Here is a 24,552-nt window from a genome sequence, read left to right on the forward strand (position 1 = left end):
TGTTTACTCCGCAGCAGCCGCATTCGTACGGGAACCCGACCGGGATGTGGATGTGGGGCGATCGTCAGCCGGTTCATCGTCTTCCGGGCCGATCTTGATGTATTTGACCAGCAGCGCGACCTCGATAACGAGCAGCACACTGTAAAGGGCGACGAAACCGATCAGAGTGAGCAGTATCTCCCCCACCGACAGGCTGGAAACTCCAAGCGATGTCGGCAGCATGCTCTCGATGATCCAGGGCTGGCGGCCGTATTCCGCTACGATCCAGCCCATCTCGCTGGCGATCCAGGGCAAGGGAATGGCGAGGACCGCGATATGCAGGAACCAGCGGCGGCGCTGCCTCACGAAATCAAGTTTTCCAGCGGAGGAATAGTAGAAGAACACCGCGGTGAACAGGATGAAGAACATGCCGCAGGCCACCATGATCCGGAAGGAATAGAATATCGGCAGGACCTCCGGCACGGTCGACCACGCCGCAGCGTCCACCTGCTCGGTGGTCGCTTCCATCGGATTGTCGGTATAGGGCAGCAGCAGATAGGCATAGCCAAGCGAGTTGACGTTCTGCCGCAGGGTTTCGCGGACATCCTCGCCGGCACCTTCCTCGTTGTTGCGGATCTTCTGCAGGGCGTCCCAGGCGATCGCCCCCTGCCGGATGCGGTCCCTGGACTGCTCGACCAGTTCCTTGATGCCCGGAATGACCTCGTTCAGCGACCTGGTCGCGATGAGGCCCATCACATAGGGTACTTCGATGGCGAAGACGTTGCTGCGGCTTTCCATGTCCGGCCAGGCGACGATGTTGAAAGATGCCGGTGCGGGTTCGGTCTCCCACATGGCCTCTATGGCGGCGAGTTTCATCTTCTGGTTCAGGTTTGCCTCATACCCGCTCTCATCGCCGAGAACGACCACCGAAAGGGCCGAAGCAAAACCGAAGGCGGAAGCCACCGCCACGGACCGTTTTGCGATTTGCAGATGCCGGCCTTTCAGCAAATACCAGGATGAAACCCCCAGCATGAACATTGCGGCGGTCACATAGCCGGCCGAGACCGTATGCACGAACTTCGCCTGGGCAACCGGGTTGAACAGCACGTCATAGAAGCTGGAGACTTCCATGCGCATGGTGTCCGGGTTGAACACTGAGCCCACCGGATGCTGCATCCAGCCGTTGGCGATCAGAATCCAGAGGGCGGAAAGGTTGGTCCCGATAGCGACCGCCCACGTGGCGGCCAGATGCTGGCGCCGGGACAGCTTGTCCCAGCCGAAAAAGAAGAGCCCGACAAACGTCGCTTCCAGGAAGAAGGCCATCAGGCCTTCGATTGCCAACGGCGCACCGAATACATCGCCGACATACTGGCTGAAATAGGCCCAGTTCATGCCGAACTGGAACTCCATGGTCAGACCCGTCGCAACGCCCAGGACAAAGTTGATCCCGAAAAGCGTGCCCCAGAACTTGACCATGCGCTTCCAGATTTCACGTCCGGTTATCACATAGACCGTTTCCATCGTCGCAAGCAGAACGGCAAGCCCGATCGTCAAAGGCACGAACAGGAAATGGTAGAGCGCTGTCATGGCAAACTGCAGCCGGGACAGGTCGACGACGTCGAGTTCCATCGTATTCCCCCTTTTCAAGCCGGCCCGACGGCTTGAGCACGATGCCGGAGCATCCAGCGTTCAGGTCAACGCGGAGTTATCCGACCAATAAACCGATCAACTTGCATTCATGAATTTTCAAAAGAAGGCAGGTTGGTCCGAGTGAGCGAACACACATGGCGCCGACCGTAAGCGAACCGGCGGGCTCTGCGGAGAGATATGGATTTGTAGCCACAAACACGAGTGAACCGGTCTGACATGTGAGTCTTCACATTCGGGATCGTGGCCTACCGATCCTGCAAGGTCAATGCGACACATGGAAGTCAACAACCGGAAATCGCAACAGCATTGGCGGCGCGCGGACGGCGGGGCCCCGCGGCCCGGCGAAAGTCAGGGCGTCCGCGGCTCCGGCAGATGCAGGATCCGATCCGCCGCCCTGAGCTCCTGCTGCTTGTGGGCAATCATCAGGACCGAAGAATTGCCCCGGTGCTTGAGGAACCGGGCAAGGACGTCGGAGGCGGTTTCACCGTCCAGCCCTTCGGTCATTTCGTCGAGAATGAAAATCTCCGGCGACGTCAAAAAAGCACGTGCCAGTGCCAGGCGGCGTTGCTCGCCGCCGGAAAGCCCCAACCCGCCTTCGCCCAGGACGGTTTGCAAGCCTTGAGCGCTTTCGGCAATCCGGTCCGCCAAGGCAGCATGCTGCAGTGCAATCCATAGCTCTGCGTCGGTCGCAGCGGGCCTGGCGATGCGCAAGTTGGCGGAAACGGTGTCGTTAAACAGATACGGACGCTGGCTGAGCACCGTGACGGATCGGCGCAGAACCGTTTCGTCGAGCTGCCGGATATCGCGGCCATTCAGCAGGATGCGGCCGCACTCAGGCAAAAGCATGCGCGATGCCAGTGCGGCGACAGTGCTTTTGCCGCAACCGCTGCGACCGGCAATCGCCACCACTTCTCCGTCACCGACTTCCAGCGAGATGTCGTCAAGCACGTTCCGCTTCGCTCCGCGATAGCGAAAGGTGACGTCCTCAAACAAGAGCTTCGGTGCATTCGGTCGCACCTGCCCGGAAGCATCGTGAGAAGTCGAGGACCGTGCATCCCGCGGCTCTGCGGACAAGAGATCGCGCACTCTTTCCGCTGCCAGGCTGATGCGGGGAAGCCGGGCTAGGCCCGGCAGAATCATCGAGAACAGTTCCGGCAGGGCGACGACGACCAGGACGAGACCGACGGCAAAGGGTGTGCTGAACGTGCCGGCTTCCGCTCCCCAGATGCAAACAGCGAGCGAGGCGGCAAGAAAAGCCTGTCCGACGAATGCCGAGGCCGAGGTCAGGCATGTCGCCCGGCGCTCTTCGGCCTCTTCGGCCGCCGTCAGCCGTTGTTCAGCCGCCAGGATCGTCTCGGCCGCCTTGTCCAACCCGCCATAGATGGCGAGATCCCGGCGCCCGGCGGCAAGATCGGCGGCCCTGAGCCGCATCGCATCCGACGCGGCATCCGCCCGCCGCGCCACTTTCCTGTCGGAGCGCGAAAACGAAATCCAGGAAAGCGCGGCCCAAGCCCCCAGGAAAATCAGACCAGTCAGGAAAACCGGAAGGGATACCACCGCCGAGACCGACAGGAGGCCGAGGGCAACCACCGAGGCAAGGGCAAGCGGAACCACCAGCCGCAGATAGAGCTTGTCCAGTTCGGCAATGTCCATCGTCAGCCGGTTCAGCAGCACGCCCGATCGGCGCCCACGGGTGCCGATGGCCACATAGGCCTTGAAAAGCCTGTTCCGGAGCGCGGTCAGGAATCGGAACGTGGCGTCATGGGTCAGCATCCGCTCGCCGTAGCGCCCGCCGGTCCTGATGATCGCCAGCGCCCGAATGATTGCGCTCGGCGCGAAGATATTCAAAAAGGCTCCGGAAAGCCCCGCCACGGCCGCGGCGGTGATAAACCACCCGGAGACGCCGAGCAGCGCGATACCGGCAGCGGCCGGGAGTATGGCGACCAGGATGCCAAGCCAGAAATGGAGCCTGTCGTGACGGTGCTGGACCAGAACCAGTTGCCATACGGCCTTCATGACACGGCCTCTCCCCTTGCCATTGCCGTCAGGCTGGAAAGCTCCAGCCGCCGGCCAGGGATCGCCAGGACCGCCGGGTCATGGGTGGCAATCAGAGCCGTCCGGTCCTTCGCCAGGATTTTCAGTCCTCTGATGACATCCGCGGCGGTTTCCTCATCCAGACCAGCGGTCGGTTCATCCGCAAGAAGCAGTCCGCCATGCTGGCGCATGGCGGCGCGGGCCAGCGCCACGCGCCGGATCTCGCCCACTGAAAGGCCAAAGCCGTCTTCGCCAAGCGGCGTTGCAAGCCCGTTCGGCAAGCGCTGGACCAGACCTTCCGCGCCAGCCAGGCGAAGGGCAGCCCAGAGTGTGTCCTCCGATACCGCGCCCGGGTTCTCTACCCCTTTGAGCAGATTGGCCTTCAGGCTGCCGTGGTGCAGCCGCGGCGCCTGGCCGAGCCAGATCACGTTGCGGCGCAAGAAGGCGGCAACCTCCTGCACATCGAAGTCATTGACCCGGACTTCGCCCATCACCGGCCGGTGAAACCCGAGAACGCAGTCCATCAGGGTCGTCTTGCCGCTGCCGCTCGGTCCCGTCAGGAGAACCGTCTCCCCGGCGGCCAGGGAGAGATCCAGATCACTGAAGATCCGCCGTCCCCCGAGCTCAAGTGTCACCTTGGCGATGTGAATGGAGGGCGGTGAAGCCAGACCTGCCTTACACGACGCAGCGGGGCGTTCATGACTGGCAGGGACGGCCTCCTGCTCCGTGATTTCCCCAAGCAGCGCGGCCAGTTTTTCCTGAGCCGCGATCCCGCCGGCACGATCGTGATAGGCGGCGGCATAAGCCCTGAGCGGCGCAAAAAACTCCGGTGCCAAAAGCAGGATGAAGAGGCCGGTGGAATAGCCGAGCGGGGCACCCCAGTTGCCTGCTTCAATGTCGCCCAGCAGCGAAAAGCCGACATAGACCGCGGAAAAGGCAATGCCGAGTGCGGAAAAGAGCTCAAGCACCGTGGACGAGAGGAAGGCGATTTTCAGGACGCGCATGGTGCCGGTCCGGAACCGCTCCCCGGCGTCACGGATGTCGTCCTGCGTGCGCTCGACCGCACCGAACAGAATGAGGGTCTCAAGGCCGCGGATCCGGTCCATGAGAAGGCCGCTGAGCCGGGTGAGCTCTTCCTGCTGGTTTGCACTGGCGGCCTTGGCCCGGATGCCGATCAGGGCCATGAAGAGCGGAATGAGTGGCCCGCAGACCAGCAGAATCAAGGCCGCGAGCCAGCTGAAAACGGCCGTTGCCAGCACGATCCCGAACGGCACCAGCTTCAAGCGTATCAGTTGAGGGACGTAGTTGCGGTAATAGGGGCCGAGAAGGTCGACCTGTTCGGTAAGCTGGGCAGCAAAAACGCCTGAGGACGGAAAAGCGGCCGCGGGCGAACGCTGAACGGCGGCCCGCAATACCTCCGCCCGTGCCCGGCCCTGGATAGCGCGCGCCGTCTGGCGAGCCATGTTCAAGGCCCTCGTCTGGAGCCATGTTCTGAACAGGGCGAGCAAAGGCAATCCGGCAATCGCCCAGACGACAGGGTTGGACATCAGCAATTGTGCCGCGTCGCTGTCCTGACCGCCGGTAACGCTGGCCAGCAACGCGCCGAGCGCGAGGGAAACCAGGCCGGCTTGCGGGATCCACAAAAGGTCGGAAAGGCCATGCAGGCGGCCGGACCTCTGAAGCGCCCTCAATTCTTCTTCCTGCGGCTGACCGATGCCCGGGCAGTCTGACGGTTTCGACCCGACGGTCATTCCGGAGCTGCCGATCGCTGACGTGTCACCATTCTTCATCTGGCTCGTGATGTCGCGCCTCCCTCGCGAAAGCAAGTGGCAGATTGCCACGGCCTTTCGCATCCCTCTTACCCCGCCCATGACCCAAGCGCCAGTACGGGCGGACCCCTATCATTTTCACAGCCGGCGGCAACACGCCGCAAGACTGCTGACAGCAGGTTGTCAGCAGCAGTGTGCAATGAAGGCGGAACGGGACTTTCCCTTTCAAAACATGGAGATGAACATGAACACGCCTTGCCTCGAACTGGTGATTTTCAAAGTCAAAGACGCTGACAAAGCCCGTATCGCCCGGCGTGCCGCACAAGAGACCGTCAAGCACTACGAGGGTTTCATTTCCTGGACGGCCTACGAGATCTCACGACGAGGCCGGCCAGTTCGCTGACGTGGTCGTGTGGCGGGATCTCGGCTCTGCCAAAGCGGCCGCGGAGAAAGTCATGAAGGATCCGGGCTTTGCCGCCCTGATGGCCGAAATCGACGGGCTCGTGTCCATGTCGCATTACCGGGCCGACCGGATGGTCGAGGCCGAAGCGAACGCCGCCTGACAGCCTGCATCAGGGGCTCCGCAGGCCGGGCAACACCCCGGCCTACGGAGCCCACTCAAGCCGGCGCTCCAGTTCCGTTGTTACCATGGATATGACTTGTCGGGCACGCTCCGGTGTACATCGCGGCCGCAGTCTGGCGATGGCAAACGGGTCCCTGAACATCTGCGTTGCGTCTTCAAAAATCGTCCTGGCCGCGTCCAGGGACTCGCGGTCAAACGCAGCCGACAGGATTGCGGTCAGCATGTTTTCCAGGCGCGCCACATGCAGAAGGACCGGCTCAGGGTGTTTCTCCGCCAATGCGAGATAGGTCCGAAAGAGTTGGGGATCCTGATCGAAGCGGGATGACTTCAGGGCAAGCTGGACGAGTACAAACTGCTGCAGTTTGGTCTGCCAGTTGTCTGCCGAGTCAATGGCTTTGCGTAGCTCGGCCTCAATATCAACGAACCATCGGTCCGCAAGAGCTGCAATCAATGCTGCTTTGTTGGGAAAGAACCTGTAGACGTTCGATTGCGACATGCCGCATTCCGCAGCCAGTTCCGTCACGGAGATACGGCTCGATCCGTATTTGGCGAGACGCTTCTCCGCCGCCTCAAGCAAGGTCTGCCGTATCTTCCGGCTGTCGGCCCTGGGTCTCGGCATCTCTATAACCACCTTCGGACACGGCTTCGGTAATCGTCGTAGGCGGCCCCGAACACTCCGGCGGCGTTGCGTTCCTCGATGGGGATGTACCAGAAATGCGATACGAGAAGAAACGCGAGCGCATAAAACAGGTTCAGCGCCTCATTCGTGCAGATGGCTATCCCCGTCAGGAGCAGCAGAAACCCAAGATACATGGGGTTTCTGGAGAGTCGATAAATCCCTGACGTGACGAGCTTGCGCGGTTGGCGGAACGTATGAATCTCAGTCTTTTCCCGTCGGAACGTCCGGTGCGCTTTCATAAGGACAAACAGACCGGCGGCCGCAATTGGCAGCCCGATCCATTGATACGGCGCCGATATCATCGGCGCGCCCGGAACCAGTAACGTTGTCGGTATCATCAACAGTCCCAGCACGAGCACCAGAACCGGCGGTATAATCTGCGGCATTGCCATCTCTCCCTAAATCAAAAGATGATAAATGATAAAATCTATCTTTTATCATTTTACAAGCCAAAATATGCTCCCCGGTGTGAACCGGGGAGCGCCTGAGCCGTTTGCTTGTCCTGCGGCGGCTTACTTCATCGTCGGAATGACGAACTCGGCATTGTCCTTGAGCCCCGAAGGCCAGCGGGAGGTCACGGTTTTGGTGCGGGTGTAGAACTTGAACCCGTCCGGACCGTGCTGGTTCAGGTCACCGAAGCCGGACTTCTTCCAGCCGCCGAAGGTATGGTAGGCGAGCGGCACCGGGATCGGCACGTTGATGCCGACCATGCCGATATTGATGCGCGATGCGAAATCGCGGGCCGTATCGCCATCGCGGGTGAAGATTGCCGTGCCGTTGCCGTATTCGTGGCTGAGCGGCAGATCGATCGCTTCCTCATAGGTTTCGGCGCGGACAACGGACAGAACCGGACCGAAGATCTCGGTCTTGTAGATTTCCATGTCCCTGGTGACGTTGTCGAACAGACAGCCGCCCATGAAGTAGCCGTTTTCGTAGCCCTGCATGGAGAAGTTGCGGCCGTCGACCACGAGCGTCGCACCTGCCTTCACGCCCTGGTCGACGAGACCCTTGACGCGGGCCAGGGCTTCCTTGGTGACCAGCGGACCGAAATCGACGTCGTCTCCGGCAGTGTAAGGGCCGATCTTCAGCGCTTCGATTTTCGGCGTCAGCTTTTCGATCAGGGCATCGGCGGTGGATTTGCCGACGGGAACCGCGACCGAAACGGCCATGCAGCGTTCGCCGGCAGCACCATAACCGGCACCGATCAGAGCGTTGGCCGCCTGATCCATATCGGCGTCCGGCATGATGATCATGTGGTTCTTGGCGCCGCCGAAGCACTGCGCCCGCTTGCCGGAAGCGGTTGCCCGCGAGTAGACATATTGCGCGATCGGCGTGGAGCCGACAAAGCCCACGGCCTGAATAGTTTCATCGTCGAGGATCGCGTCAACCGCGCTCTTGTCGCCGTTGACGACGTTCAGCACACCAGCGGGAAGTCCGGCCTCGATCATAAGTTCGGCCAGCATGATCGGCACGGACGGATCGCGCTCTGACGGCTTCAGGATGAAGGAGTTGCCGCAGGCGATCGCCGGGCAGAATTTCCACATCGGGATCATGGCCGGGAAGTTGAACGGCGTGATGCCGGCAACGACGCCAAGCGGCTGGCGCATTGAGTAGATGTCGATGCCCGGGCCCGCGCCTTCGGTGAATTCACCCTTGAGCAGATGCGGCGCACCGATGCAGAACTCGGCCACTTCCAGGCCGCGGATCACGTCGCCCTTTGCGTCCGGGAGCGTTTTGCCGTGTTCACGGGAAAGCGCTTCGGCGAGCTTGTCCATGTCGCGGTTCAGAAGATCGACGAACTTCATCATCACGCGAGCGCGGCGCTGCGGGTTGGTGGCCGCCCAGGCCGGCTGTGCGGCCGCGGCATTGGCAATTGCGGCATCCATTTCGGCCTGGCTGGCCAGGGCCACCTGTGCCTGAACTTCGCCGGTTGCCGGATTGTAGACGTCGGCGTAGCGGCCGGACGTGCCCTCCACGTGCTTGCCGCCAATGAAATGACCGATTTTCTGCATGTGCGTTTCTCCCATCAGCTCTGAGCAATACGGATCGACTGACCGCATTCAAAACTGCATCCTTTCTGACTTTTATTTTTGCTACAAACAAGCTCCAGTATTCCGGAGCCGTTGTGCATTTTTTATAGTTATGGCACATCATTTTCGCTCAGCTTCTCAAACACGGCCCGTGTTGTCATCCCTGATGAGGGCGGCGGGACCGAGCGTTGCGGAGTGAGCGATCCGGCTCTTCTCTGATTAGGGAACCCAACAGCATGAACTGGGACGACATTCGCATTTTTCTCGCCATTGCCCGCACCGGTCAGATCCTTGCCGCGGCACGGCGGCTTGGCGTGAACCACGCAACGGTCGCCCGCCGGCTGACAGCTCTGGAAGAGAGCCTCGGGACACGTCTCTTCGACCGTTCCACATCCGGCTGCATTTTGACCGAAGGCGGCAGCCGGTTTTTCGAGCGGGCGGAGCGGATGGAAGCGGAGGCCGTTGCGGCGGAGGCGGACCTGGGCGGCGACACCCCCGGCGTCAGCGGCACGGTCCGCATCGGAGCACCGGACGGCTTCGGCGTTGCCTATCTTGCGCCGCGCCTTGGAAAGCTGACCGAAAGACACCCGGGCCTTACGGTCCAGCTGGTGCCGGTCCCGCGCTCCTTCTCGCTGTCCAGACGCGAAGCGGACATAGCGGTGACGATCGACCGTCCGGACACCGGCCGTCTCGTGGCCGGCAAGCTGGTGGATTATGCGCTCGGCCTCTATGCCTCGAAAGGCTATCTGGAAAAACGCGGCATGCCTGAACAGCCAGGCGATTTAAGCGCACACGATCTGATCGGGTACGTGGAAGATCTTGTCTATTCCCCCTCGCTCAATTACGGCACGGAGATCACCAGGGACTGGTCGGCCCGGTTCGAGATCGCTTCCGCGCTTGGCCAGACCGAAGCCGTTCGCGCAGGCGCAGGCATCGGTATCCTGCACGATTTCATCGCGCGCGCGCACCCGCTCCTTGTGCCTGTCATGCCTGACATCAAGCTCCGCCGCGCCTATTGGATGGTCACCCACGAAAGCTCGCGCCCCTTGCGCAATGTGGCAGCGGTCCAGGATTTCCTGCGCGACCAGGTCGCGCAAGACCGTATGATGTTCGGATAGGGCCACGATCGCAGGGGGCCCTTCAGCCCCTGCCCCTACCGCCACTTCTGCGTTGCGGAAATCCACTCCCTCGTCCGGGATTCCGGATCCGGATTGAGCGTAATGTCGGTGACGACGGCGGCACTGTCCGCGCCGTTTTCGAAGACGCCCGGCAGCCGTTCCGGCTTGAGGCCGCCTATGGCGACGAGCGGCAGACCGCCGACCGCGCGCTTCCATTTGCCGATCTTCTCGACGCCCTGCGGCGCCCATTTCATCTTTTTCAGAACGGTCGGATAGACCGGGCCCAGCGCGACGTAGTCCGGACAGGCGGCAAGCGCGGCGTCCAGTTCGTCTCCGTCATGGGTCGACACGCCCAGACGAAGGCCGGCTTTTCGGATCGCACCGGTATCGGCATCCGCAAGGTCTTCCTGGCCGAGATGGACGAAGTCGCAGCCTTCGTCGATGGCGAGCTGCCAGTAGTCGTTGACGACAAGCTGGCAGCCATGGTCTTCGCAGATCGTTCTGGACGCGGCGATTTCCTTGCGGAGCTCAGCCTCCGGCTTGTCCTTGATCCGCAGTTGCACAAGCTTGACGCCGAGCGGTATCAGCCGTGAGATCCATTCGGAGCTGTCGACGATCAGGTAAAACGGGTCGAGTTTCATTCAAATACCGCCATGCCGATAACAGGGGTGGAAGGGACTGCCATGTCGCGCGGCTCGAGCGGTTGCGCTTCATAGGCAAGACGGCCGGCCTCGATGGCTCTGGCAAAGGCTTCCGCCATCACAACCGGATTGCCGGCCTTCGCAACGGCCGTGTTCAGCAGCACCGCGTCGAAGCCCAGTTCCAGAACCTGCGCCGCATGCGAGGGCCTGCCCAGACCCGCGTCGACCACAAGGGGAATGCCGGGAAAATGCGCCCGGTAAGCCCTCAAGGCATCCGGATTCACCGGGCCTCTTGCCGAACCGATCGGCGCGCACCACGGCATCAGCACCTGGCAGCCAGCCTCCAGCAGCTTTTCGCCGACGATGATGTCTTCCGTCGTATAGGGAAACACCTTGAAACCGTCTTCCGTCAGAATGCGAGCGGCTTCGACGAGCGCGAAGACGTCGGGCTGCAGGCTGTCGTGATGTCCGATGACTTCCAGCTTGATCCAGTCGGTCCCGAACAGCTCCCGCGCCATTTTGGCGGTTGTGACGGCCTCCTTTGCGGAGTGGCATCCGGCGGTATTCGGCAGCACCCGCACATTCAATTCGCGGATGAGCTCCCAGAACTTGCCGCCGGCCCCGTTTCCCGCCGTTTCCCGGCGCAGCGAAACGGTCAGGATTTCGGCCCCCGAGCCCCTTACCGCATCCGCCAGAACTTTCGGCGACGGATACTGCGCTGTGCCGAGCAAAAAGCGCGAGGAGACTTTCTCGCCGTAGAATTCAACCATGGCGCTCAGCCTCCCTGCATCGGCGACAGAATCTCGATCCGGTCACCTTCCGCCAGCGGGCAATCTGCCCTGTCTTCCGCGGCAACAAGGTCGCTGTTGCGGGCTGTGGCCAGAAACTCGTGATCGTAGGCCAGTTCGTCGAGCAATGCGGCCAGCGTCTCGCTGGAAACTTCCTGCTCCTGGCCGTTAATGGTGAGCTTCAAGGTCGTTCTCCTTTGAGAAAGAAAGGATCTGATTGGTGGCCTCTTCGGCATAATGGGGCGACAGCAGGAAGCCGTGCCGGTAAAGACCGTTGAGCGACAATGTCCGTCCCGACCGGACAATGCGCGGCAGATTGTCGGAATAGGCCGGACGAACGCCGGTTCCCGTCTCTACGATCTTTGCCTCGGCAAAGGCCGGGTGGAGACTGTAGGCAGCGTTGAGCAGTTCCATTGCGGAACGGGCACTGATCGGTCCGGTATCGTCGCTTTCGATCATGGTCGCCCCGACCATGAAATGATTTCCCTCCCGCGGCACCACGTAAACGGGAATGCGCGGATGCAGAAAACGCACGGGACGGGACAGCGCAACGTCGGGCGCATGCAGGATCAGCATTTCCCCTCGAACGCCTCGCAGATCCGGGTCCCTTGCAGCCATGCCCGTACAATCGGCGGTGAAATCGGCAGCGATCGAGGCCGCCTCTCCGTCGAAGATAAACCGGACACCTCTTTCGACCAGCTTCGCCTTAAGGCAGCTCAGGGCTCTTCTCGGGTCGAGATGCGCTTCGCCCGGAAAGAACAGCGCCTTTGAAAACCGCCCCTCCAGATCCGGTTCCAGCGCCGCGATACCGTGTCCGTCCAGCCAGTTGTGACCGGTGGTGCGAGCCGCGAACCGGCCGAGCTCGGCCGTATCGCGCGGCGGCGCCACCACAAGCGTTCCGTGCCGCACGACGTGACCGGGCACGGCATCCGACCACCAGTCCAAGGACGTCTTGCCGTATGTGAGTACGTCCTCTTCCGCGTTTTCTCGCTCGCACCAGGGCGCCAGCATGCCACCGGCGAGCCAGGAAGCGCTGCCGCCAAGGTCCTTGTTTTTCTCGACCACAATGACTTTCGCACCGCGCCTGGAGAGTTCCCGGGCCAGCGTCAGCCCGGCCACTCCAGCGCCCCGGATCAGCACTCTCATGAAATGCCTCTAGCGGTCGCGGGCCGGGCCGCCGCACGGGCAAATGTCAGAAGTCGGGCTGTATGCACTCCGGATATCTCCCGCAAAGTCACTCGACGCTTTGCCTGGCTTCGTCATACCGGTGCGGGATGAGGTGTGACCGTGCGCCCGTGTCGGGGACCTGCCGGTTCTGGCAAACACCATCCCTTCGCCAGCATGACCTGGATCAGGTTCTTCGGGTCCCTGCGCTGCACGACCGGATCGCGCCCAGCAGTATCTCAGCCCCTTTCGGGGCACCCCGGGTGAAATCACCTTGTGCCGCCAGTGCAAGCAACCTGTCAAGGTGCCATTGCCGGGTGATCCGGCGGCCTCTCTCCATATCTAGGGACTCAAGCCGGCCAGAAAAGCCCCGACCTCTGCACGGCTCTGCAGCCGGTAGACGGTCAGATGATGCGGCGGCTCGCGATGGGTCACCTCCGTCCAACGCGAATGGGAAGCCGGAAACGGACTGTTCAATGGACATCTCCTGCCGTTCCACCCAATCTAATGAAGTCAAATACAAGTCGAGGAGAGGCAGATGAGCTGGTTGAATTGTCCGGATCCCATTCCGGGGAACGCTGCAAGCTGTGACCCGATCGAGACCATTATCGTTCCAAGAACGTCGGATCTCGGCGGCTTTTCCGTGCGCCGCGCGCTGCCCTCGGCAAGGCGCCGGATGGTGGGCCCGTTTATCTTCTTCGATCAGATGGGACCGGCCGAGCTTCTGGTCGGCGGCGGCATTGACGTGCGCCCGCACCCGCATATCGGCCTGGCAACCGTGACCTACCTTTTCGAGGGCGAGCTCTATCATCGCGACAGCCTCGGCACGGAAATCGCCATTGCGCCGGGCGCCCTCAACTGGATGAGTGCCGGCAAGGGCATTGTCCATTCAGAGCGTGAGCGGGCGGAGCGCAAGCTTTCGACTCGTCCGCTCTTCGGCCTACAGAGCTGGGTCGCGCTGCCCAAACACCTGGAAGAAGGCGCGCCGGCCTTCCAGCATTTCGGCACGGAGGAACAACCGCAATTCGCCGACAAGGGCGCCTCTGTCAAACTGATCGCCGGCGAGCTCTACGGTCACAAGGCGCCGGTCACTACGGCTTCGGAGCTGTTTTACGCCGACATCTCTCTCGAACCGGGCGCGAAGGTTCCTCTCGACGCCGGTTGGGAAGAGCGCGGCCTTTATACGGTTTCCGGCCGCATCAGCATTGCCGGGCAAAGCTTCGATCCGGCGCAGCTGCTGGTCTTCAAACCGGGAGACCATCTGGTGATCGAGAACACCTCGCCCGATCCGGCCCGGTTCGTTGTCCTCGGCGGCGCGCCGATGGACGGCCGCCGCTACATCTGGTGGAACTTCGTCTCTTCCTCAAAGGAGCGTATCGAGCAGGCCAAGGAAGACTGGCGCCTGGGCCGGTTCGACACGGTGCCGGGGGATGCGGAAGACTTTATTCCCCTTCCCGACCGGTAGACCGCGAGATTCCGGCATCTTCAAAACGAGGGGCGTGGGAAAGTCCGCCGTTCAAGCCCTTTCCGCTCCGCTCCTCAGGTTTTATCCGGCCAGTCTCTTGAAAACACAGCCGGATGTCTGTCATCTAGGCGCCTGTTCCGTGATCTGTCGGATCCGGCTTCCAAAGTTTTGACCTGTGAAAACACAAATGCCCGAAAAACCTCTCTTTCCAGACGACAGTGCGGAGCTGCGCCGCGAAATCATCGAAACCGCGCGCGCGTTTACCCGGCTCGGACTGACAAAGGGAACTTCCGGCAATGTCAGCGCGCGCACCAGTTCCGGGTTCCTGCTGACACCTTCGGGCACGCCCTATGAAGTCCTGAGCGAAGACAGGATCGTCGCGCTGGATCTGGAAGGCTGTTACCGGGGCGATATCCTGCCTTCTTCAGAATGGCGGATGCATCTGGATTTCTATCTGGCGAAACCGGCTTGCGGAGCCGTCGTCCATTGCCACAGCCCGCGGGCGACCGCACTTGCCTGCCATCGCAAGGGCATTCCCGCCTTTCACTATATGGTGGCGCTGGCCGGCGGCGACCGGATCGAGTGCGCGGATTATGCCAGCTTCGGGACCAGGGCCCTTTCGGACGCAATGATCGCGGCACTGGGGGATCGCAACGCCTGCCTCCTCGCCAATCACGGGCAGATTGCGGGCGGACCGACGCTGCAAAAGGCCCTGGCCGTCGCCGAGGGAATTGAAGATCTGGCGGATCAATACCTTTCCGCTCTGGCACTGGGGGAGCCGGTCATTCTGGATGCCGCCGAGATGGCGGATATCCTGAGAAAGTTCAAAAGCTACGGCAAGCAGACGAACGAATTCGAAGAGGGTCAGTCGGCCGCTTTCGAATTGCCGAAACGGGTGGGATGAGGATGCGGCTCGGAATTGATTGGGGTGGTACGAAGATCGAGATCATTGCTCTTTCCAACGAGGGAAAAGAGCTGTTCAGGCAGCGTCTCGACACGCCCCGGAACGACTACGAAGGCTGTCTGCTTGCGGTCAAGCAGCTGGTGGAGGCTGCCGAACGGGCAACCGGCCAGAGCGGCACGCTCGGTCTCGGCATTCCCGGCTCCCTCTCACCGAAGACCGGTCTCGTCAAGAACGCGAATTCCACCTGGATGAACGGCAAGCCGCTGGACAAGGACCTGGAGAGGGTCCTCGGCCGGCAGGTGCGTATTCAAAACGATGCGAACTGCCTGGCGGTCTCCGAGGCAACCGACGGTGCCGGAGCCGGAGCCCACGTGGTGCATGCCATCATCATCGGCACCGGCTGCGGGTCGGGAATCGCGATCGACGCGAAGGCCCATCTGGGCGCAAACGGGATCGGCGGCGAATGGGGTGCAATCTCGGTCCCTTGGCTCAAGCCGGAAGAGTTTCCGGGTCCCGACAGCTGGATCGGCCACAAGGGCGTGATCGATCGCTGGTGTTCGGGCACCGGCTTTCAGCTCGACTACCAGGAACGGACCGGGACGCTTCTCAAAGGGCACGAGATCATGGCGCTGAAGCGCTCCGGGAATGCGGTCGCCAATGAGGTTTATACAGCTTATGTGAGCCGCCTTGCCCGCGCGCTTGCCATGTCTGCAAACCTCCTGGACCCGGACGTATTCGTGCTTGGCGGCGGCATGTCGAATATCGACGAGCTCTACGACGACCTTCCGCCGGCGATGCTGCCCTACATCTTCTCAGACAGGTTCGACACGCCGATCCGCAAGGCCTTTCACGGCGACAGTTCCGGCGTTCGCGGCGCTGCCTGGCTGTGGGAATGAGGGCGCCAGAACCTGAAGAAACTCAGCAAGCTCCTTCTTGAGGGCCTGAGTTCGGCTTCGATGGCCTTCCTGATCCTTTCGGCGCTTCGCGCATAGAGCTGTCCTATGGCGTCGGCGTCCGTCTCGGCGCCCAATCTGAACAGAAAGGAATCATTGCCGTTATATTTTACCAGCTTGCCCCCAAGGCCCGCCATGAGGCCGATCAGGGCGTCATGAGTGAAGTAGTATTTGTGGGCGATGTGGAAGTGCTGCAGCCACTGCCGGGCCGGTTGACGGTCGATAATGGGCGTTGCAACCAGCAGCAGGCCATCCGGACGGCAGCACTGTGAAATGATCTCGTTGATCTGCCTGACCGGATCGATCATGTGTTCGATCACGTGCGAAACGACGACGAGATCGTATTTCTTCTCTTTATCGTAGGGAAGAATGCCGTTGTCGTAGGCGTACTGGCTGTAGTTGCTCTCAACTTCGTGGAGAGAAACCGGTTTTCCCGCGGTCAGAAAGTCTGCTGTCCGACCGCCTGCCCCGCCGCCATAGTCCAGAACGCTGTCGAAATCTTCCACTACGTCCGACAGAAACGGCGCGATTGACTTTCTGCGCTGTTCCTCAAAAAGCTCCTTTGGGGGCCTGCCACGCCGGTGTGTGTTCCCGTACACATTCCGGTAATAATGCGAGGCGGTCTCTTCCGTAAAATAGGGATTTGCGCGCAACGTGCCGCACTTAGTGCAAGCAACGACAGGAAGAAAATTCCTGTGGCGCGACACAGTGGAAACGACAATCGATTCAGTGGCGCCACACGTGCATTTCGTGAACTGGAAGGAGTGCTTTTCGATATCGGGAAACTCGTCGAAGTTTTCCCTGTATTTGTAATTTGTCTTGTTGATATCGAACAGCATGAGGCCGGCTCTGCGTAGTTGAGAATTTATCGCTGGTAGCCGACCGGTTGAGCATCTGTCAAACAACCCTGCCGGGCAGAAGAAAGATTTCTCGGCTCACTTTGATCGAGAAACGTTTCTCTCATGGCCGTCGGTTGAAATTTGAGACCACCGTTCTCATTGAACAAGCCAACCCGGTCTTATCACGCCTTCACACGCCCCAATGTGACCAGAACGATGCCCGCACCGACGCTGGCAACGGCGGCAAGCTTTGCGGCATTGGGAATCTCGCCAAAGACCAGAAAGCCCAGCCCAAGACCGATAACCGCAGCGACGGAGCCGATCTGGCTGAGATACACCGGTCCGGCCGTTTGCTGAAGACGGAAATAGAGACCGTATTGAAGGGCGAAGATGGCCATTTGGGCGGCCAGCAGTCCGACCGCCTCCGGGCTCCAGCCTGAGGGAACAACGGGAATGCCAATGGCCGCGGTGAATATGGCCAGCGCCAGAAACCCGGTTGCCATCATCCCCAGGGCCAGGTCGACCGGCGTGGCGCCTTTGGGCCATTTGAGGGTCCGATAGATATTTCCCGTTGCCAGAAACACAGGAATGGACAGCGCAAAAATGCTCCACCAGGATGCTTCAACCGAAAGCTTAGAGCCCGAGACTGCCAGAAGAACGCCGCCCACCAGGCCGAACAGGACACCGGTGCCCCTCAAGAGTTGAAACCGTTCCAGCCGCAGGATGACCGCGATTGCGTATGTCAGCACCAGCGGGAAGGCGTAGCTCAGGGAAACGAAGCCTGCGCCGACCTTTGACGCGGCAACGACGGCAATCATGTTGGGGGCTATGAACAGTAACCCGCTGAAAATCAGATAGATCGCGAAGCGCTTCCGATCGCCGGCCGCCGCAGGCTTCGCGACCTGCTCACCCTTGCGCCCCCAGAGCCGCGTCAGGGCGAAAAGGCCGATCGCTCCGCCGAGAACGGACCATTGCAACAGCGCCAGGGGATGCCAGCCAATGGCCGGAGCCGCCTTGGCAATCACGGTGGAAACCGCCAGGAACCCGCCGACGACGAGCAACAGGACGAGCGGCTGCTCGAACATCTCTGCGCCTTTTTTGTTCATAGGCGTGGGCGCGTGCACGGCGGCCGGCTTCGCCGGTTGCAGGTTGGGTCTGCTCATGTCCGACATCAGATTTTCCTTCCGTTTTGCGGGCGCTCGTGCCCGGCTCCCCCGGTGTGAACGAAACATAATCATAAGTATCTTTATTTCAAGATACTTTTCTAAAAGATTCTTGCAAAGTGTTGACTTCCAGGAGCAAAGATCGGAGGATTCTGATCGCAACTCTGTTGAAAACTCGAATTTTTCCTGAGACTTAGATGAATTCGGTACACAGGTGCGCTTTCGGGGGACCCGTCATGACTACGCAATCGAAGAGCCCGCAGAAGCATCTATTCGGCGATCCTGAGGATATCCTGGTCGACCGCGCCGAACGGGCCCGCCGGCAATGGCAGAAGGAAATGCCCGAACTTGCCGACAAACTGCAGCCTATGGTGCTGCTCGGACGGCTGAACGAAGCCGCACATGTCATGAGCCGGGACTATCTGGTGCCTTCCTATGCGGATATCGGCCTGAAATTCGGCGAGTTCGACGTGCTTGCCACCCTTGTGCGCTCGGGTCCGCCTTATAAGCTGTCCCCGACCGAGCTTTACCGCACCACCATGATGAGTTCGGGCGGCATGACGGCCCGGCTGGACAAGCTTGAGAAGGCCGGCCTGGTCGAGCGATGCCCCAACCCCGATGATCGCAGGGCGCTCACCGTCTGCCTGACCGGAAAAGGTCTTGATCTGATCAAGAGCAAGATGCCGGACTATATCAACACCCAGCATGAAGCTGTCGACGGCCTGTCGGAAAAGGAACAGTTGCAGCTCTCCAGGCTTCTGGAAAAACTTATACGCGCCGCGAACGAGAAAAAGACGCCGTGATGCAATTCGTCGGCTCCGGAAAACCATGAACGGCGATCATTGCGTGCCAGCCTCCCCGGCAGACGGAAAAGTTCCATTGTTTCCCACTCGAGCAGGTCAAATTGCCTTGAGTTGCAATTCGCCCGCCGATCACCGATTTTCAGGCTAGGCTGCATTCCGGCAAGAACAGGAAGAAGCGCAATGATTAAGTGGATTTCGGGCATCCTGGTTTCGGCGGTGCTCATCATGCCCGCGGTCGCTCAGGATGAGTTGCAGATACGGGACATTGAAAAGGGCATTGGCGAGGAGGCCAATGTCGGCGAAACGGTGGTGGTGCACTATACCGGCTGGCTGATGGACGGCACCAAGTTCGATTCCAGTCTCGACCGCGGAGAACCCTTTTCCTTCACCCTGGGCGAGCGCAAAGTCATCCCCGGCTGGGAAAAGGGGGTTGAAGGCATGCAGGTCGGCGGCAAGCGCGAACTGATCATCCCGCCGGACATGGCCTACGGTTCCCGGGGCGCCGGAGGGATCATTCCGCCCGACGCAACGCTGAAATTCGAGATCGAGCTTCTCGAGGTCAAAGCCAAGAAGTTCTCCGCTCTCGATGGCGGGAGGCTCGAGGCTGAACCGACTGAGGGCACAGCCACCACCGCTACCCGGTTCGCCGGGGAATGGCGGGTCACGGCATTATGATGCGCAGACGATTGACACGCTTTGGCCGTGAAGGCCCGGAGTTCAGATTTCCGATGTGAGGGCCAGGCTCAGGCGGTTATGCGCTTCAACAACCGGTGCCATATCCATCGTAACGATCTCGCCGCCATCGACGACCACGCGCCCGCCCACGACCGTGGTTTCGACCTTTTGCGGAGCGCAGAAAACAACGGCCGCGACGGGATCGTGCAGCGCGCCGGCGAATTGGACCGTATTCAGATCCAGCGTGAAGAAATCGGCGCACTTGCCTGTTTCCAAAGAGCCTATATCGTCCCGTCCCAGCACTGAAGCGCCTCCAATCGTCGCCAGTTCCAGCGCCTCCCTGGCGGTCATCCATTCCCCGGCGCGCAAGGGGTGCGAAGGCGGAAGCAAGGCATGCCTGCGCGGGCCCTCCGGCGGCAGGAGGCCAAGTTGCAGGCGTGCGAGCAACATTGCCTGGCGGACCTCCAGCAGCATGTTGGAGCTGTCATTGCTTGCCGACCCGTCCACGCCAAGCCCGACTTTCACGCCGGCCGCCATGTATTTCTTCACCGGCGCAATGCCGGAGGCGAGCCGCATGTTGGAACAGGGACAGTGGGCCGCCCCGCATCCAGTTCTGGCAAAGAGCTTGATTTCATCATCATCCACGTGAACGGCATGGGCGAACCAGACGTCGGGACCGGTCCACTCCAGCCCCTCCATCCATTCCACCGGCCGCTTGCCGAAGTGTTCAAGCGTGTAGCGCTCTTCGTCGTAGGTCTCACAAAGATGGGTGTGCAGCATCACTCCCTTGTCGCGTGCCAGCCGCGCGCTTTCGCGCAGGAGGTTTTCCGAGACGGAGAACGGCGAACAGGGCGCAACGACGATCCGGGTCATCGCGGCGAAGGACGCGTCGTGATAGCGGTCGATTACCCGAATGCTGTCCTTCAGGATTTCCTCTTCGTCCTCCACACACTCGTCCGGCGGCAGACCGCCCTTGCTGACGCCCAGGGACATGGAGCCGCGACTTGCGTGAAACCGCACGCCAAGTTCCTTCGCCGCTTCGATCTGGTAGTCGACCTTGTTGCCGCTCTGAAAGAGGTAGGTGTGGTCGAAAACGGTGGTGCAGCCGGACAAAGCCAGTTCCGCCAGACCGATCAGCGTGCTCGCCCGAGAGGCCTCGGGATTGGTTCTTGCCCAGATCCGGTAATGGGCCTGCAGCCAGGCAAACAGATTGTTGTTCTGCGCCGCCGGCAGATTGCGGGTAAGCGTCTGGTTGAGGTGATGGTGCGTATTCACGAAGCCCGGCAAAACGATTTGCCCGCGGGCATCGATCACATTGTCGGCCGTTTCCGGCAATTCGCCTGAAAGACCGACGCGCTTGATGACGCCATCTTCCGCATAGAGCCCGCCCCCTGGAATCTCGCGGCGTGTACCATCCATCGTGACGAGCATGTCGGCGTTTTTGAGCAACAGCGTCTGGACCATCGGCAGCCTTTCGGTGGGGGAAGTTTGCAACCTGCGAAACTGCCGGCAGCTTAACCGCTTGAGCGGTCCCGAACCATTGTTTCAAACGCGAAGGACCTTAAGGCCATTTCTGAAAATGCGGCCCCCTCGCGCGGCATCCGTTTTTTAGGTGTCCAGAAAGACTAATGAATGGTGCCTGAGCGAGCCGGGAGGAATCCGCTTGCCCTCCCCCGTGCCTCCGCGGTGCGCCCTCTTCAAACATTGCTGCGCAAAAGCCGACAGTTTTCTGCTTGGCAATGATCAAGAATGTATCCATTACACGAATGAGAGTTGCTACCGAAGGTGGATAGAATTCCAATATTTCCCCGTTATGATGCCGACCCAAATCAACATGGACACAACTAAAGAGGATATACGTGGTGCGGTTACGATTCGGAATTCTTGGCATTGTCTGCGCAAGTTTTCTCTTCACTCAACAACAGGCTGAAGCAAAAACAATTACCTTCGCGGCGGATAGCTGGTGTCCGGTCAACTGCGCCCCAGGCTCCGAGCGGCCCGGCTACATGGTGGAAATCGTCGAAGCGATTCTGGAGCCGAAAGGCTATGACGTGCGCTATGTGAACGTGAATTGGTCGCGCGCACTGCTCTACGCGCGATCCGGCCGATTTGACGCGGTCCTGGGTGCGCTGAAAGGCGATGCACCGGATTTCGTATTTCCGGCGGAGCCTCAGGGAGAAACGGAGATCGGCATTTTCGTGCCGAAGTCCTCCAGCTGGCAATACACCTCCGAGGCCTCGCTCAAGGACAAGCGCATCGGCCTGATCCGCGACTACGCCTATGGCGAGGAGCTGGAGAGACACATCAGATTGCAAGCGCATCCGACCTATGCCGGCGGCGAACATCCGTTGAAAATCAACATGCTCCAGCTCAAAGTCGGGCGGATCGACATGATCGTGGAGGACGTCGGTGTCTTCCGCCACACTGCCAGGGAGCTGGGGCTGGACAAGGAGTTTCGACTAGCCAAGACCTTTTCCAGAGAACACATCTACGCCGCCTTTTCTCCCGGCAATCCGGCATCGACGCGCCTGGCACAAATGCTGAGCACCGGAATGCGGGACTTGAGAGCGAACGGAAGCCTTCGTCTGATAATGAAAAAATACGCCCTCGATGACTGGCGTCATTAAGTCGCTCCGAAACAGCCGGGAATGCCTTTCCTTCAGCCAACAATGTCGTTGCCTTCCCCTTCGACATCCGCTATCCATCCTTTCATGAAAATGACCCTGAAGACAGCCTGGTGGTGGTGCGGCGCGAAATAGGCGGCCAGCGATCAGTCATGCTCTAAGGGGTTCAAAGATCAAACCAAAGGCCGCCGCGGGATACCGCTGGCGGCCTTGGTGCTTTATAAGGCCGCCATACCATCAGGCAGCCATCAGAACGGGAACAGAAGGATCATGCCGGTGCTGGCAAACCAGACCTTTGAAACCAACGGCGGGATCACGATCCTGCGCACGTCGCGCCCTTCCGTCTATGAAACCGGCACTTCCGAGTGGATCGACCGGTTGGATGCGGAGCGCGGTGCCGTTCTGGCCTCGTCCTATGAGTATCCCGGCCGGTACACCCGCTGGGACATGGCCCTGGTCAACCCGCCGCTGGTTCTGGAAGCCGCCGACCGGAGTGTCGAAATCAGGGCGCTGAACGAGCGCGGCAAAGTCCTCATTCCCGCGATCACCGAGGCTTTGAAGTCCCATCAGGATGTGGAGGGTTTTGAGGCCACGGATACGCAGATTAATCTGACCGTGAAAAAGCCGGACCGGCTTTTCAATGAGGAAGACCGCTCCCGCCAGCCCTCGACCTTCTCCATCATCCGTGCGCTGAAGGACCTCTTTGCGTGCGACGATGATCAACTCGGCCTCTATGGGGCGTTCGGTTATGACGTCGCCTTTCAGTTCGAGCCGATCGACCTGAAACTTCAACGCCCGGATGACCAGCGCGACGTCGTGCTGTTTCTGCCCGATGAAATCCTGATCGTCGATCACCACGGCAAGCGCGCCTATGTGCTGGAGTACGATTTCGTAGTGAACGGTGTCACCACCAAGGACATGGAACGGGACGGAGAAAAACGCCAATATACGCCCGCCAATCAGGATCCGGGCCGGGGCGATCATGAGCCGGGCGAGTACGCCAAGCTCGTGGAGAAGGCCAAGGACTATTTCCGCCGGGGCGATCTGTTCGAAACCGTTCCCGGCCAGACATTCTACGAACCCTGCGCCAATCCCCCCTCGGCGGTCTGCCGGCGGCTGGCCCAGATCAACCCCTCCCCCTATTCCTTCTTCTTCAATCTCGGCAACAACGAATACCTGGTCGGCGCTTCGCCGGAGATGTATGTGCGCGTAACAGGCGGGCGGCGCGTTGAAACCTGTCCGATCTCCGGCACGATCCGCCGCGGCCGGAATGCGATCGAGGATGAAGCGCAGATCCGCAAGCTTTTGAACTCCGCCAAGGACGAGGCGGAACTGACCATGTGCTCCGATGTTGACCGCAACGACAAGAGCCGCGTCTGCGAGCCGGGCTCGGTCAAGGTGATCGGCCGCCGCCAGATCGAAATGTATTCCCGTCTCATCCACACCGTGGATCACATCGAGGGCATTCTGCTTGAGGAGATGGATGCACTGGATGCCTTCCTGTCGCACACTTGGGCGGTCACGGTGACCGGCGCGCCCAAGCGGTGGGCAATGCAGTTCATCGAGGATCACGAAAAGTCGCCGCGCGCCTGGTATGGCGGTGCGATCGGCGCAGTGCTCTTCAATGGCGACATGAACACCGGGCTGACTCTCAGGACCGTGCGCATCAAGGATGGCATGGCGCAGATACGTGCCGGCGCGACGTTGCTCTATGACAGTGTTCCGGAAGAGGAAGAGGCGGAAACGGAACTGAAGGCGGAGGCCATGCGGGCCGCCGTGCGCGAAGCCGGACTTGCCACCAGGAGTGCCGAAAAAAGCGAGGAAAGAAAGCCGGGCAAGGGCCTGAAAATCCTGCTCGTCGACCATGAAGACAGCTTCGTGCACACGCTTGCCAACTACTTCCGCCAGACCGGCGCCGACGTGGTCACCTACCGGACGCCGGTGGCCGATCACGTCTTTCACGACGTCGATCCCGACCTCGTGGTCCTGTCACCTGGCCCGGGCAATCCGAAAGACTTCGACTGCGCGGCAACCATCGGCCGCGCAAGGTCCCGCGCCCTGCCGATTTTCGGCGTTTGCCTGGGACTGCAGGCGCTGTGCGAATATTTCGGCGCCGAGCTCGGCCAGCTGGACATTCCGGTGCACGGCAAACCTTCTCCGATCATCCTTTCCGGCAATTCCCTCCTGTTCGAGGGACTCAACGCACCGGTCATCGTCGGTCGCTATCACTCCCTGTTTGCCAAACGCGACACATTGCCCGGCGACATTCGTGTCACGGCGGAGACCAATGACGGTGTCGTCATGGCGATCGAACATGAAAACGAGCCGATAGCAGCGGTGCAGTTTCACCCTGAGTCCATCATGTCGCTAGACCAGGACGCAGGGCACAAGATCATCGAGAATGTGGTCAGCAGGCTGGTCAACACAAAACGTTTGGCCGAAGCGATATAGCTCGGGCAGCCAGGTGCCCGGTTCTGGGCACCTGTCAATAATTTCAGGGGAATGCCAAAAAAAGCGATCCCGTAGCCCGCGACGACACCCGTTGGGTCTTATTGATCCCCGGCCATAAACCGTTCTGAAAAATATGTGATCGAAAAATTGGAACATCCTCCGGTCGAAAGCATTTTCCCTTCGAATGTGATGATGGCAGCCAGCGCCTTTACCGGTCGCACTGTCCATTGACGTTCACAA

Annotated in this window: 22 protein-coding genes and 1 riboswitch; of the genes, 9 read left to right on the forward strand and 13 right to left on the reverse strand. The window is 60.5% G+C overall.

The window, feature by feature from the left end; translation table 11 throughout:
• Window positions 1-3 precede the first annotated feature (3 nt).
• The 3 genes from ON753_RS11860 to cydD all read right to left on the reverse strand — a co-directional run bounded on the left by ON753_RS11860 (window position 4) and on the right by cydD (window position 5,354).
• A complete protein-coding gene (locus ON753_RS11860; protein ID WP_265962743.1) occupies window positions 4-1,608 on the reverse strand; it encodes a cytochrome ubiquinol oxidase subunit I in 1,605 nt (534 codons plus the stop codon).
• Between the two features lie 369 nt (window positions 1,609-1,977).
• Window positions 1,978-3,645, reverse strand: coding sequence for a thiol reductant ABC exporter subunit CydC (cydC, locus tag ON753_RS11865; protein ID WP_265962744.1), 1,668 nt, complete (start codon window positions 3,643-3,645; stop codon window positions 1,978-1,980).
• Window positions 3,642-5,354, reverse strand: a complete 1,713-nt coding sequence (gene cydD, locus ON753_RS11870) for a thiol reductant ABC exporter subunit CydD (RefSeq protein ID WP_265962746.1) — start codon at window positions 5,352-5,354, stop codon at window positions 3,642-3,644. The genes cydC and cydD overlap by 4 nt, the downstream gene beginning before the upstream one ends.
• A gap of 22 nt (window positions 5,355-5,376) precedes the next feature.
• Between cydD and ON753_RS11875 the strand changes: the two genes are divergently transcribed.
• Window positions 5,377-5,835, forward strand: a complete 459-nt coding sequence (locus ON753_RS11875; protein WP_265962748.1) for a hypothetical protein — start codon at window positions 5,377-5,379, stop codon at window positions 5,833-5,835.
• Between the two features lie 202 nt (window positions 5,836-6,037).
• On the opposite strand, the gene ON753_RS11880 is transcribed toward ON753_RS11875, so the two are convergent.
• The 3 genes from ON753_RS11880 to ON753_RS11890 all read right to left on the reverse strand — a co-directional run bounded on the left by ON753_RS11880 (window position 6,038) and on the right by ON753_RS11890 (window position 8,706).
• Complete coding sequence (locus tag ON753_RS11880; RefSeq protein WP_265962750.1) at window positions 6,038-6,634, reverse strand: TetR/AcrR family transcriptional regulator; 597 nt, start codon at window positions 6,632-6,634, stop codon at window positions 6,038-6,040.
• 2 nt (window positions 6,635-6,636) lie between these two features.
• Window positions 6,637-7,080, reverse strand: coding sequence for a methyltransferase family protein (locus tag ON753_RS11885; RefSeq protein WP_265962752.1), 444 nt, complete (start codon window positions 7,078-7,080; stop codon window positions 6,637-6,639).
• A gap of 126 nt (window positions 7,081-7,206) precedes the next feature.
• Window positions 7,207-8,706, reverse strand: a complete 1,500-nt coding sequence (locus ON753_RS11890) for a CoA-acylating methylmalonate-semialdehyde dehydrogenase (RefSeq protein WP_265962753.1) — start codon at window positions 8,704-8,706, stop codon at window positions 7,207-7,209.
• Between the two features lie 254 nt (window positions 8,707-8,960).
• Between ON753_RS11890 and ON753_RS11895 the strand changes: the two genes are divergently transcribed.
• Window positions 8,961-9,842 carry a LysR family transcriptional regulator gene (locus ON753_RS11895; protein WP_265962754.1) on the forward strand — a complete coding sequence of 294 codons (882 nt, stop codon included), beginning with the start codon at window positions 8,961-8,963 and terminating at the stop codon, window positions 9,840-9,842.
• A gap of 35 nt (window positions 9,843-9,877) precedes the next feature.
• Here ON753_RS11895 and ON753_RS11900 read toward each other — a convergent pair whose 3' ends face one another.
• The 4 genes from ON753_RS11900 to thiO are packed head-to-tail and all read right to left on the reverse strand — an operon-like array spanning window position 9,878 to window position 12,417.
• The gene (locus ON753_RS11900) at window positions 9,878-10,483 is read right to left on the reverse strand and encodes a thiamine phosphate synthase (RefSeq protein ID WP_265962756.1); all 606 of its coding nucleotides are present in this window, start codon (window positions 10,481-10,483) and stop codon (window positions 9,878-9,880) included.
• A complete protein-coding gene (locus tag ON753_RS11905) occupies window positions 10,480-11,253 on the reverse strand; it encodes a thiazole synthase (protein ID WP_265962758.1) in 774 nt (257 codons plus the stop codon). The genes ON753_RS11900 and ON753_RS11905 overlap by 4 nt, the downstream gene beginning before the upstream one ends.
• Window positions 11,254-11,258: 5 nt before the next feature.
• On the reverse strand, window positions 11,259-11,456 hold the full coding sequence (thiS, locus tag ON753_RS11910) for a sulfur carrier protein ThiS (RefSeq protein WP_265962760.1): 198 nt from the start codon (window positions 11,454-11,456) through the stop codon (window positions 11,259-11,261).
• Window positions 11,440-12,417 carry a glycine oxidase ThiO gene (gene thiO / locus ON753_RS11915; protein WP_265962762.1) on the reverse strand — a complete coding sequence of 326 codons (978 nt, stop codon included), beginning with the start codon at window positions 12,415-12,417 and terminating at the stop codon, window positions 11,440-11,442. Before thiO ends, thiS begins: the two co-directional genes overlap by 17 nt.
• Window positions 12,418-12,581: 164 nt before the next feature.
• Window positions 12,582-12,707, reverse strand: a riboswitch (TPP riboswitch).
• A gap of 266 nt (window positions 12,708-12,973) precedes the next feature.
• Here thiO and ON753_RS11920 point away from each other — a divergent pair.
• The 3 genes from ON753_RS11920 (at window position 12,974) to ON753_RS11930 (ending at window position 15,700) form a co-directional block, all read left to right on the forward strand.
• Window positions 12,974-13,900 (forward strand): pirin family protein, encoded by a 927-nt coding sequence (locus ON753_RS11920; RefSeq protein WP_265962763.1) that lies wholly within the window; start codon window positions 12,974-12,976, stop codon window positions 13,898-13,900.
• A gap of 187 nt (window positions 13,901-14,087) precedes the next feature.
• Window positions 14,088-14,804, forward strand: a complete 717-nt coding sequence (locus ON753_RS11925) for a class II aldolase/adducin family protein (RefSeq protein ID WP_265962764.1) — start codon at window positions 14,088-14,090, stop codon at window positions 14,802-14,804.
• 2 nt (window positions 14,805-14,806) lie between these two features.
• On the forward strand, window positions 14,807-15,700 hold the full coding sequence (locus tag ON753_RS11930) for an ROK family protein (RefSeq protein ID WP_265962766.1): 894 nt from the start codon (window positions 14,807-14,809) through the stop codon (window positions 15,698-15,700).
• Here the strand turns inward: ON753_RS11930 and ON753_RS11935 are convergent.
• On the reverse strand, window positions 15,652-16,596 hold the full coding sequence (locus ON753_RS11935) for a class I SAM-dependent methyltransferase (RefSeq protein ID WP_265962767.1): 945 nt from the start codon (window positions 16,594-16,596) through the stop codon (window positions 15,652-15,654). The two genes, ON753_RS11930 and ON753_RS11935, sit on opposite strands and share 49 nt — an antisense overlap.
• Before the next feature lie 182 nt (window positions 16,597-16,778).
• Complete coding sequence (locus ON753_RS11940) at window positions 16,779-17,768, reverse strand: DMT family transporter (protein ID WP_265962769.1); 990 nt, start codon at window positions 17,766-17,768, stop codon at window positions 16,779-16,781.
• A gap of 227 nt (window positions 17,769-17,995) precedes the next feature.
• Between ON753_RS11940 and ON753_RS11945 the strand changes: the two genes are divergently transcribed.
• Window positions 17,996-18,562: a MarR family winged helix-turn-helix transcriptional regulator gene (locus tag ON753_RS11945; protein WP_265962771.1), complete on the forward strand. Its 567-nt coding sequence runs from the start codon at window positions 17,996-17,998 to the stop codon at window positions 18,560-18,562.
• Between the two features lie 180 nt (window positions 18,563-18,742).
• Window positions 18,743-19,237: an FKBP-type peptidyl-prolyl cis-trans isomerase gene (locus ON753_RS11950; RefSeq protein ID WP_265962773.1), complete on the forward strand. Its 495-nt coding sequence runs from the start codon at window positions 18,743-18,745 to the stop codon at window positions 19,235-19,237.
• 42 nt (window positions 19,238-19,279) lie between these two features.
• On the opposite strand, the gene ON753_RS11955 is transcribed toward ON753_RS11950, so the two are convergent.
• A complete protein-coding gene (locus ON753_RS11955) occupies window positions 19,280-20,701 on the reverse strand; it encodes an 8-oxoguanine deaminase (RefSeq protein ID WP_265962775.1) in 1,422 nt (473 codons plus the stop codon).
• A gap of 398 nt (window positions 20,702-21,099) precedes the next feature.
• Here ON753_RS11955 and ON753_RS11960 point away from each other — a divergent pair, with 398 nt between their 5' ends.
• Window positions 21,100-21,864, forward strand: a complete 765-nt coding sequence (locus tag ON753_RS11960) for a substrate-binding periplasmic protein (protein ID WP_265962777.1) — start codon at window positions 21,100-21,102, stop codon at window positions 21,862-21,864.
• 267 nt (window positions 21,865-22,131) lie between these two features.
• Complete coding sequence (locus tag ON753_RS11965; RefSeq protein WP_265962778.1) at window positions 22,132-24,312, forward strand: anthranilate synthase; 2,181 nt, start codon at window positions 22,132-22,134, stop codon at window positions 24,310-24,312.
• Window positions 24,313-24,552: the final 240 nt, after the last annotated feature.

Origin of the sequence: Roseibium salinum, from assembly GCF_026240905.1 — a bacterium.
In the GTDB taxonomy this organism is placed as follows: Bacteria; Pseudomonadota; Alphaproteobacteria; order Rhizobiales; family Stappiaceae; genus Roseibium; species Roseibium salinum.

Excerpts from the sequence above, each read along its gene's own strand:
- ON753_RS11955 (WP_265962775.1), bottom strand. The coding sequence starts at position 20,701 with ATGGTCCAGACGCTGTTGCTCAAAAACGCCGACATGCTCGTCACGATG.
- ON753_RS11965 (WP_265962778.1), top strand. The coding sequence starts at position 22,132 with ATGCCGGTGCTGGCAAACCAGACCTTTGAAACCAACGGCGGGATCACG.
- cydC (WP_265962744.1), bottom strand. The coding sequence starts at position 3,645 with ATGAAGGCCGTATGGCAACTGGTTCTGGTCCAGCACCGTCACGACAGG.
- ON753_RS11950 (WP_265962773.1), top strand. The coding sequence starts at position 18,743 with ATGATTAAGTGGATTTCGGGCATCCTGGTTTCGGCGGTGCTCATCATG.
- ON753_RS11890 (WP_265962753.1), bottom strand. The coding sequence starts at position 8,706 with ATGCAGAAAATCGGTCATTTCATTGGCGGCAAGCACGTGGAGGGCACG.
- ON753_RS11885 (WP_265962752.1), bottom strand. The coding sequence starts at position 7,080 with ATGCCGCAGATTATACCGCCGGTTCTGGTGCTCGTGCTGGGACTGTTG.
- ON753_RS11945 (WP_265962771.1), top strand. The coding sequence starts at position 17,996 with ATGACTACGCAATCGAAGAGCCCGCAGAAGCATCTATTCGGCGATCCT.
- ON753_RS11940 (WP_265962769.1), bottom strand. The coding sequence starts at position 17,768 with ATGTCGGACATGAGCAGACCCAACCTGCAACCGGCGAAGCCGGCCGCC.
- ON753_RS11880 (WP_265962750.1), bottom strand. The coding sequence starts at position 6,634 with ATGCCGAGACCCAGGGCCGACAGCCGGAAGATACGGCAGACCTTGCTT.
- ON753_RS11920 (WP_265962763.1), top strand. The coding sequence starts at position 12,974 with ATGAGCTGGTTGAATTGTCCGGATCCCATTCCGGGGAACGCTGCAAGC.
- ON753_RS11860 (WP_265962743.1), bottom strand. The coding sequence starts at position 1,608 with ATGGAACTCGACGTCGTCGACCTGTCCCGGCTGCAGTTTGCCATGACA.
- ON753_RS11905 (WP_265962758.1), bottom strand. The coding sequence starts at position 11,253 with ATGGTTGAATTCTACGGCGAGAAAGTCTCCTCGCGCTTTTTGCTCGGC.
- thiO (WP_265962762.1), bottom strand. The coding sequence starts at position 12,417 with ATGAGAGTGCTGATCCGGGGCGCTGGAGTGGCCGGGCTGACGCTGGCC.
- ON753_RS11875 (WP_265962748.1), top strand. The coding sequence starts at position 5,377 with ATGCCCGGGCAGTCTGACGGTTTCGACCCGACGGTCATTCCGGAGCTG.
- ON753_RS11935 (WP_265962767.1), bottom strand. The coding sequence starts at position 16,596 with ATGCTGTTCGATATCAACAAGACAAATTACAAATACAGGGAAAACTTC.
- ON753_RS11930 (WP_265962766.1), top strand. The coding sequence starts at position 14,807 with ATGCGGCTCGGAATTGATTGGGGTGGTACGAAGATCGAGATCATTGCT.
- ON753_RS11900 (WP_265962756.1), bottom strand. The coding sequence starts at position 10,483 with ATGAAACTCGACCCGTTTTACCTGATCGTCGACAGCTCCGAATGGATC.
- ON753_RS11925 (WP_265962764.1), top strand. The coding sequence starts at position 14,088 with ATGCCCGAAAAACCTCTCTTTCCAGACGACAGTGCGGAGCTGCGCCGC.
- ON753_RS11895 (WP_265962754.1), top strand. The coding sequence starts at position 8,961 with ATGAACTGGGACGACATTCGCATTTTTCTCGCCATTGCCCGCACCGGT.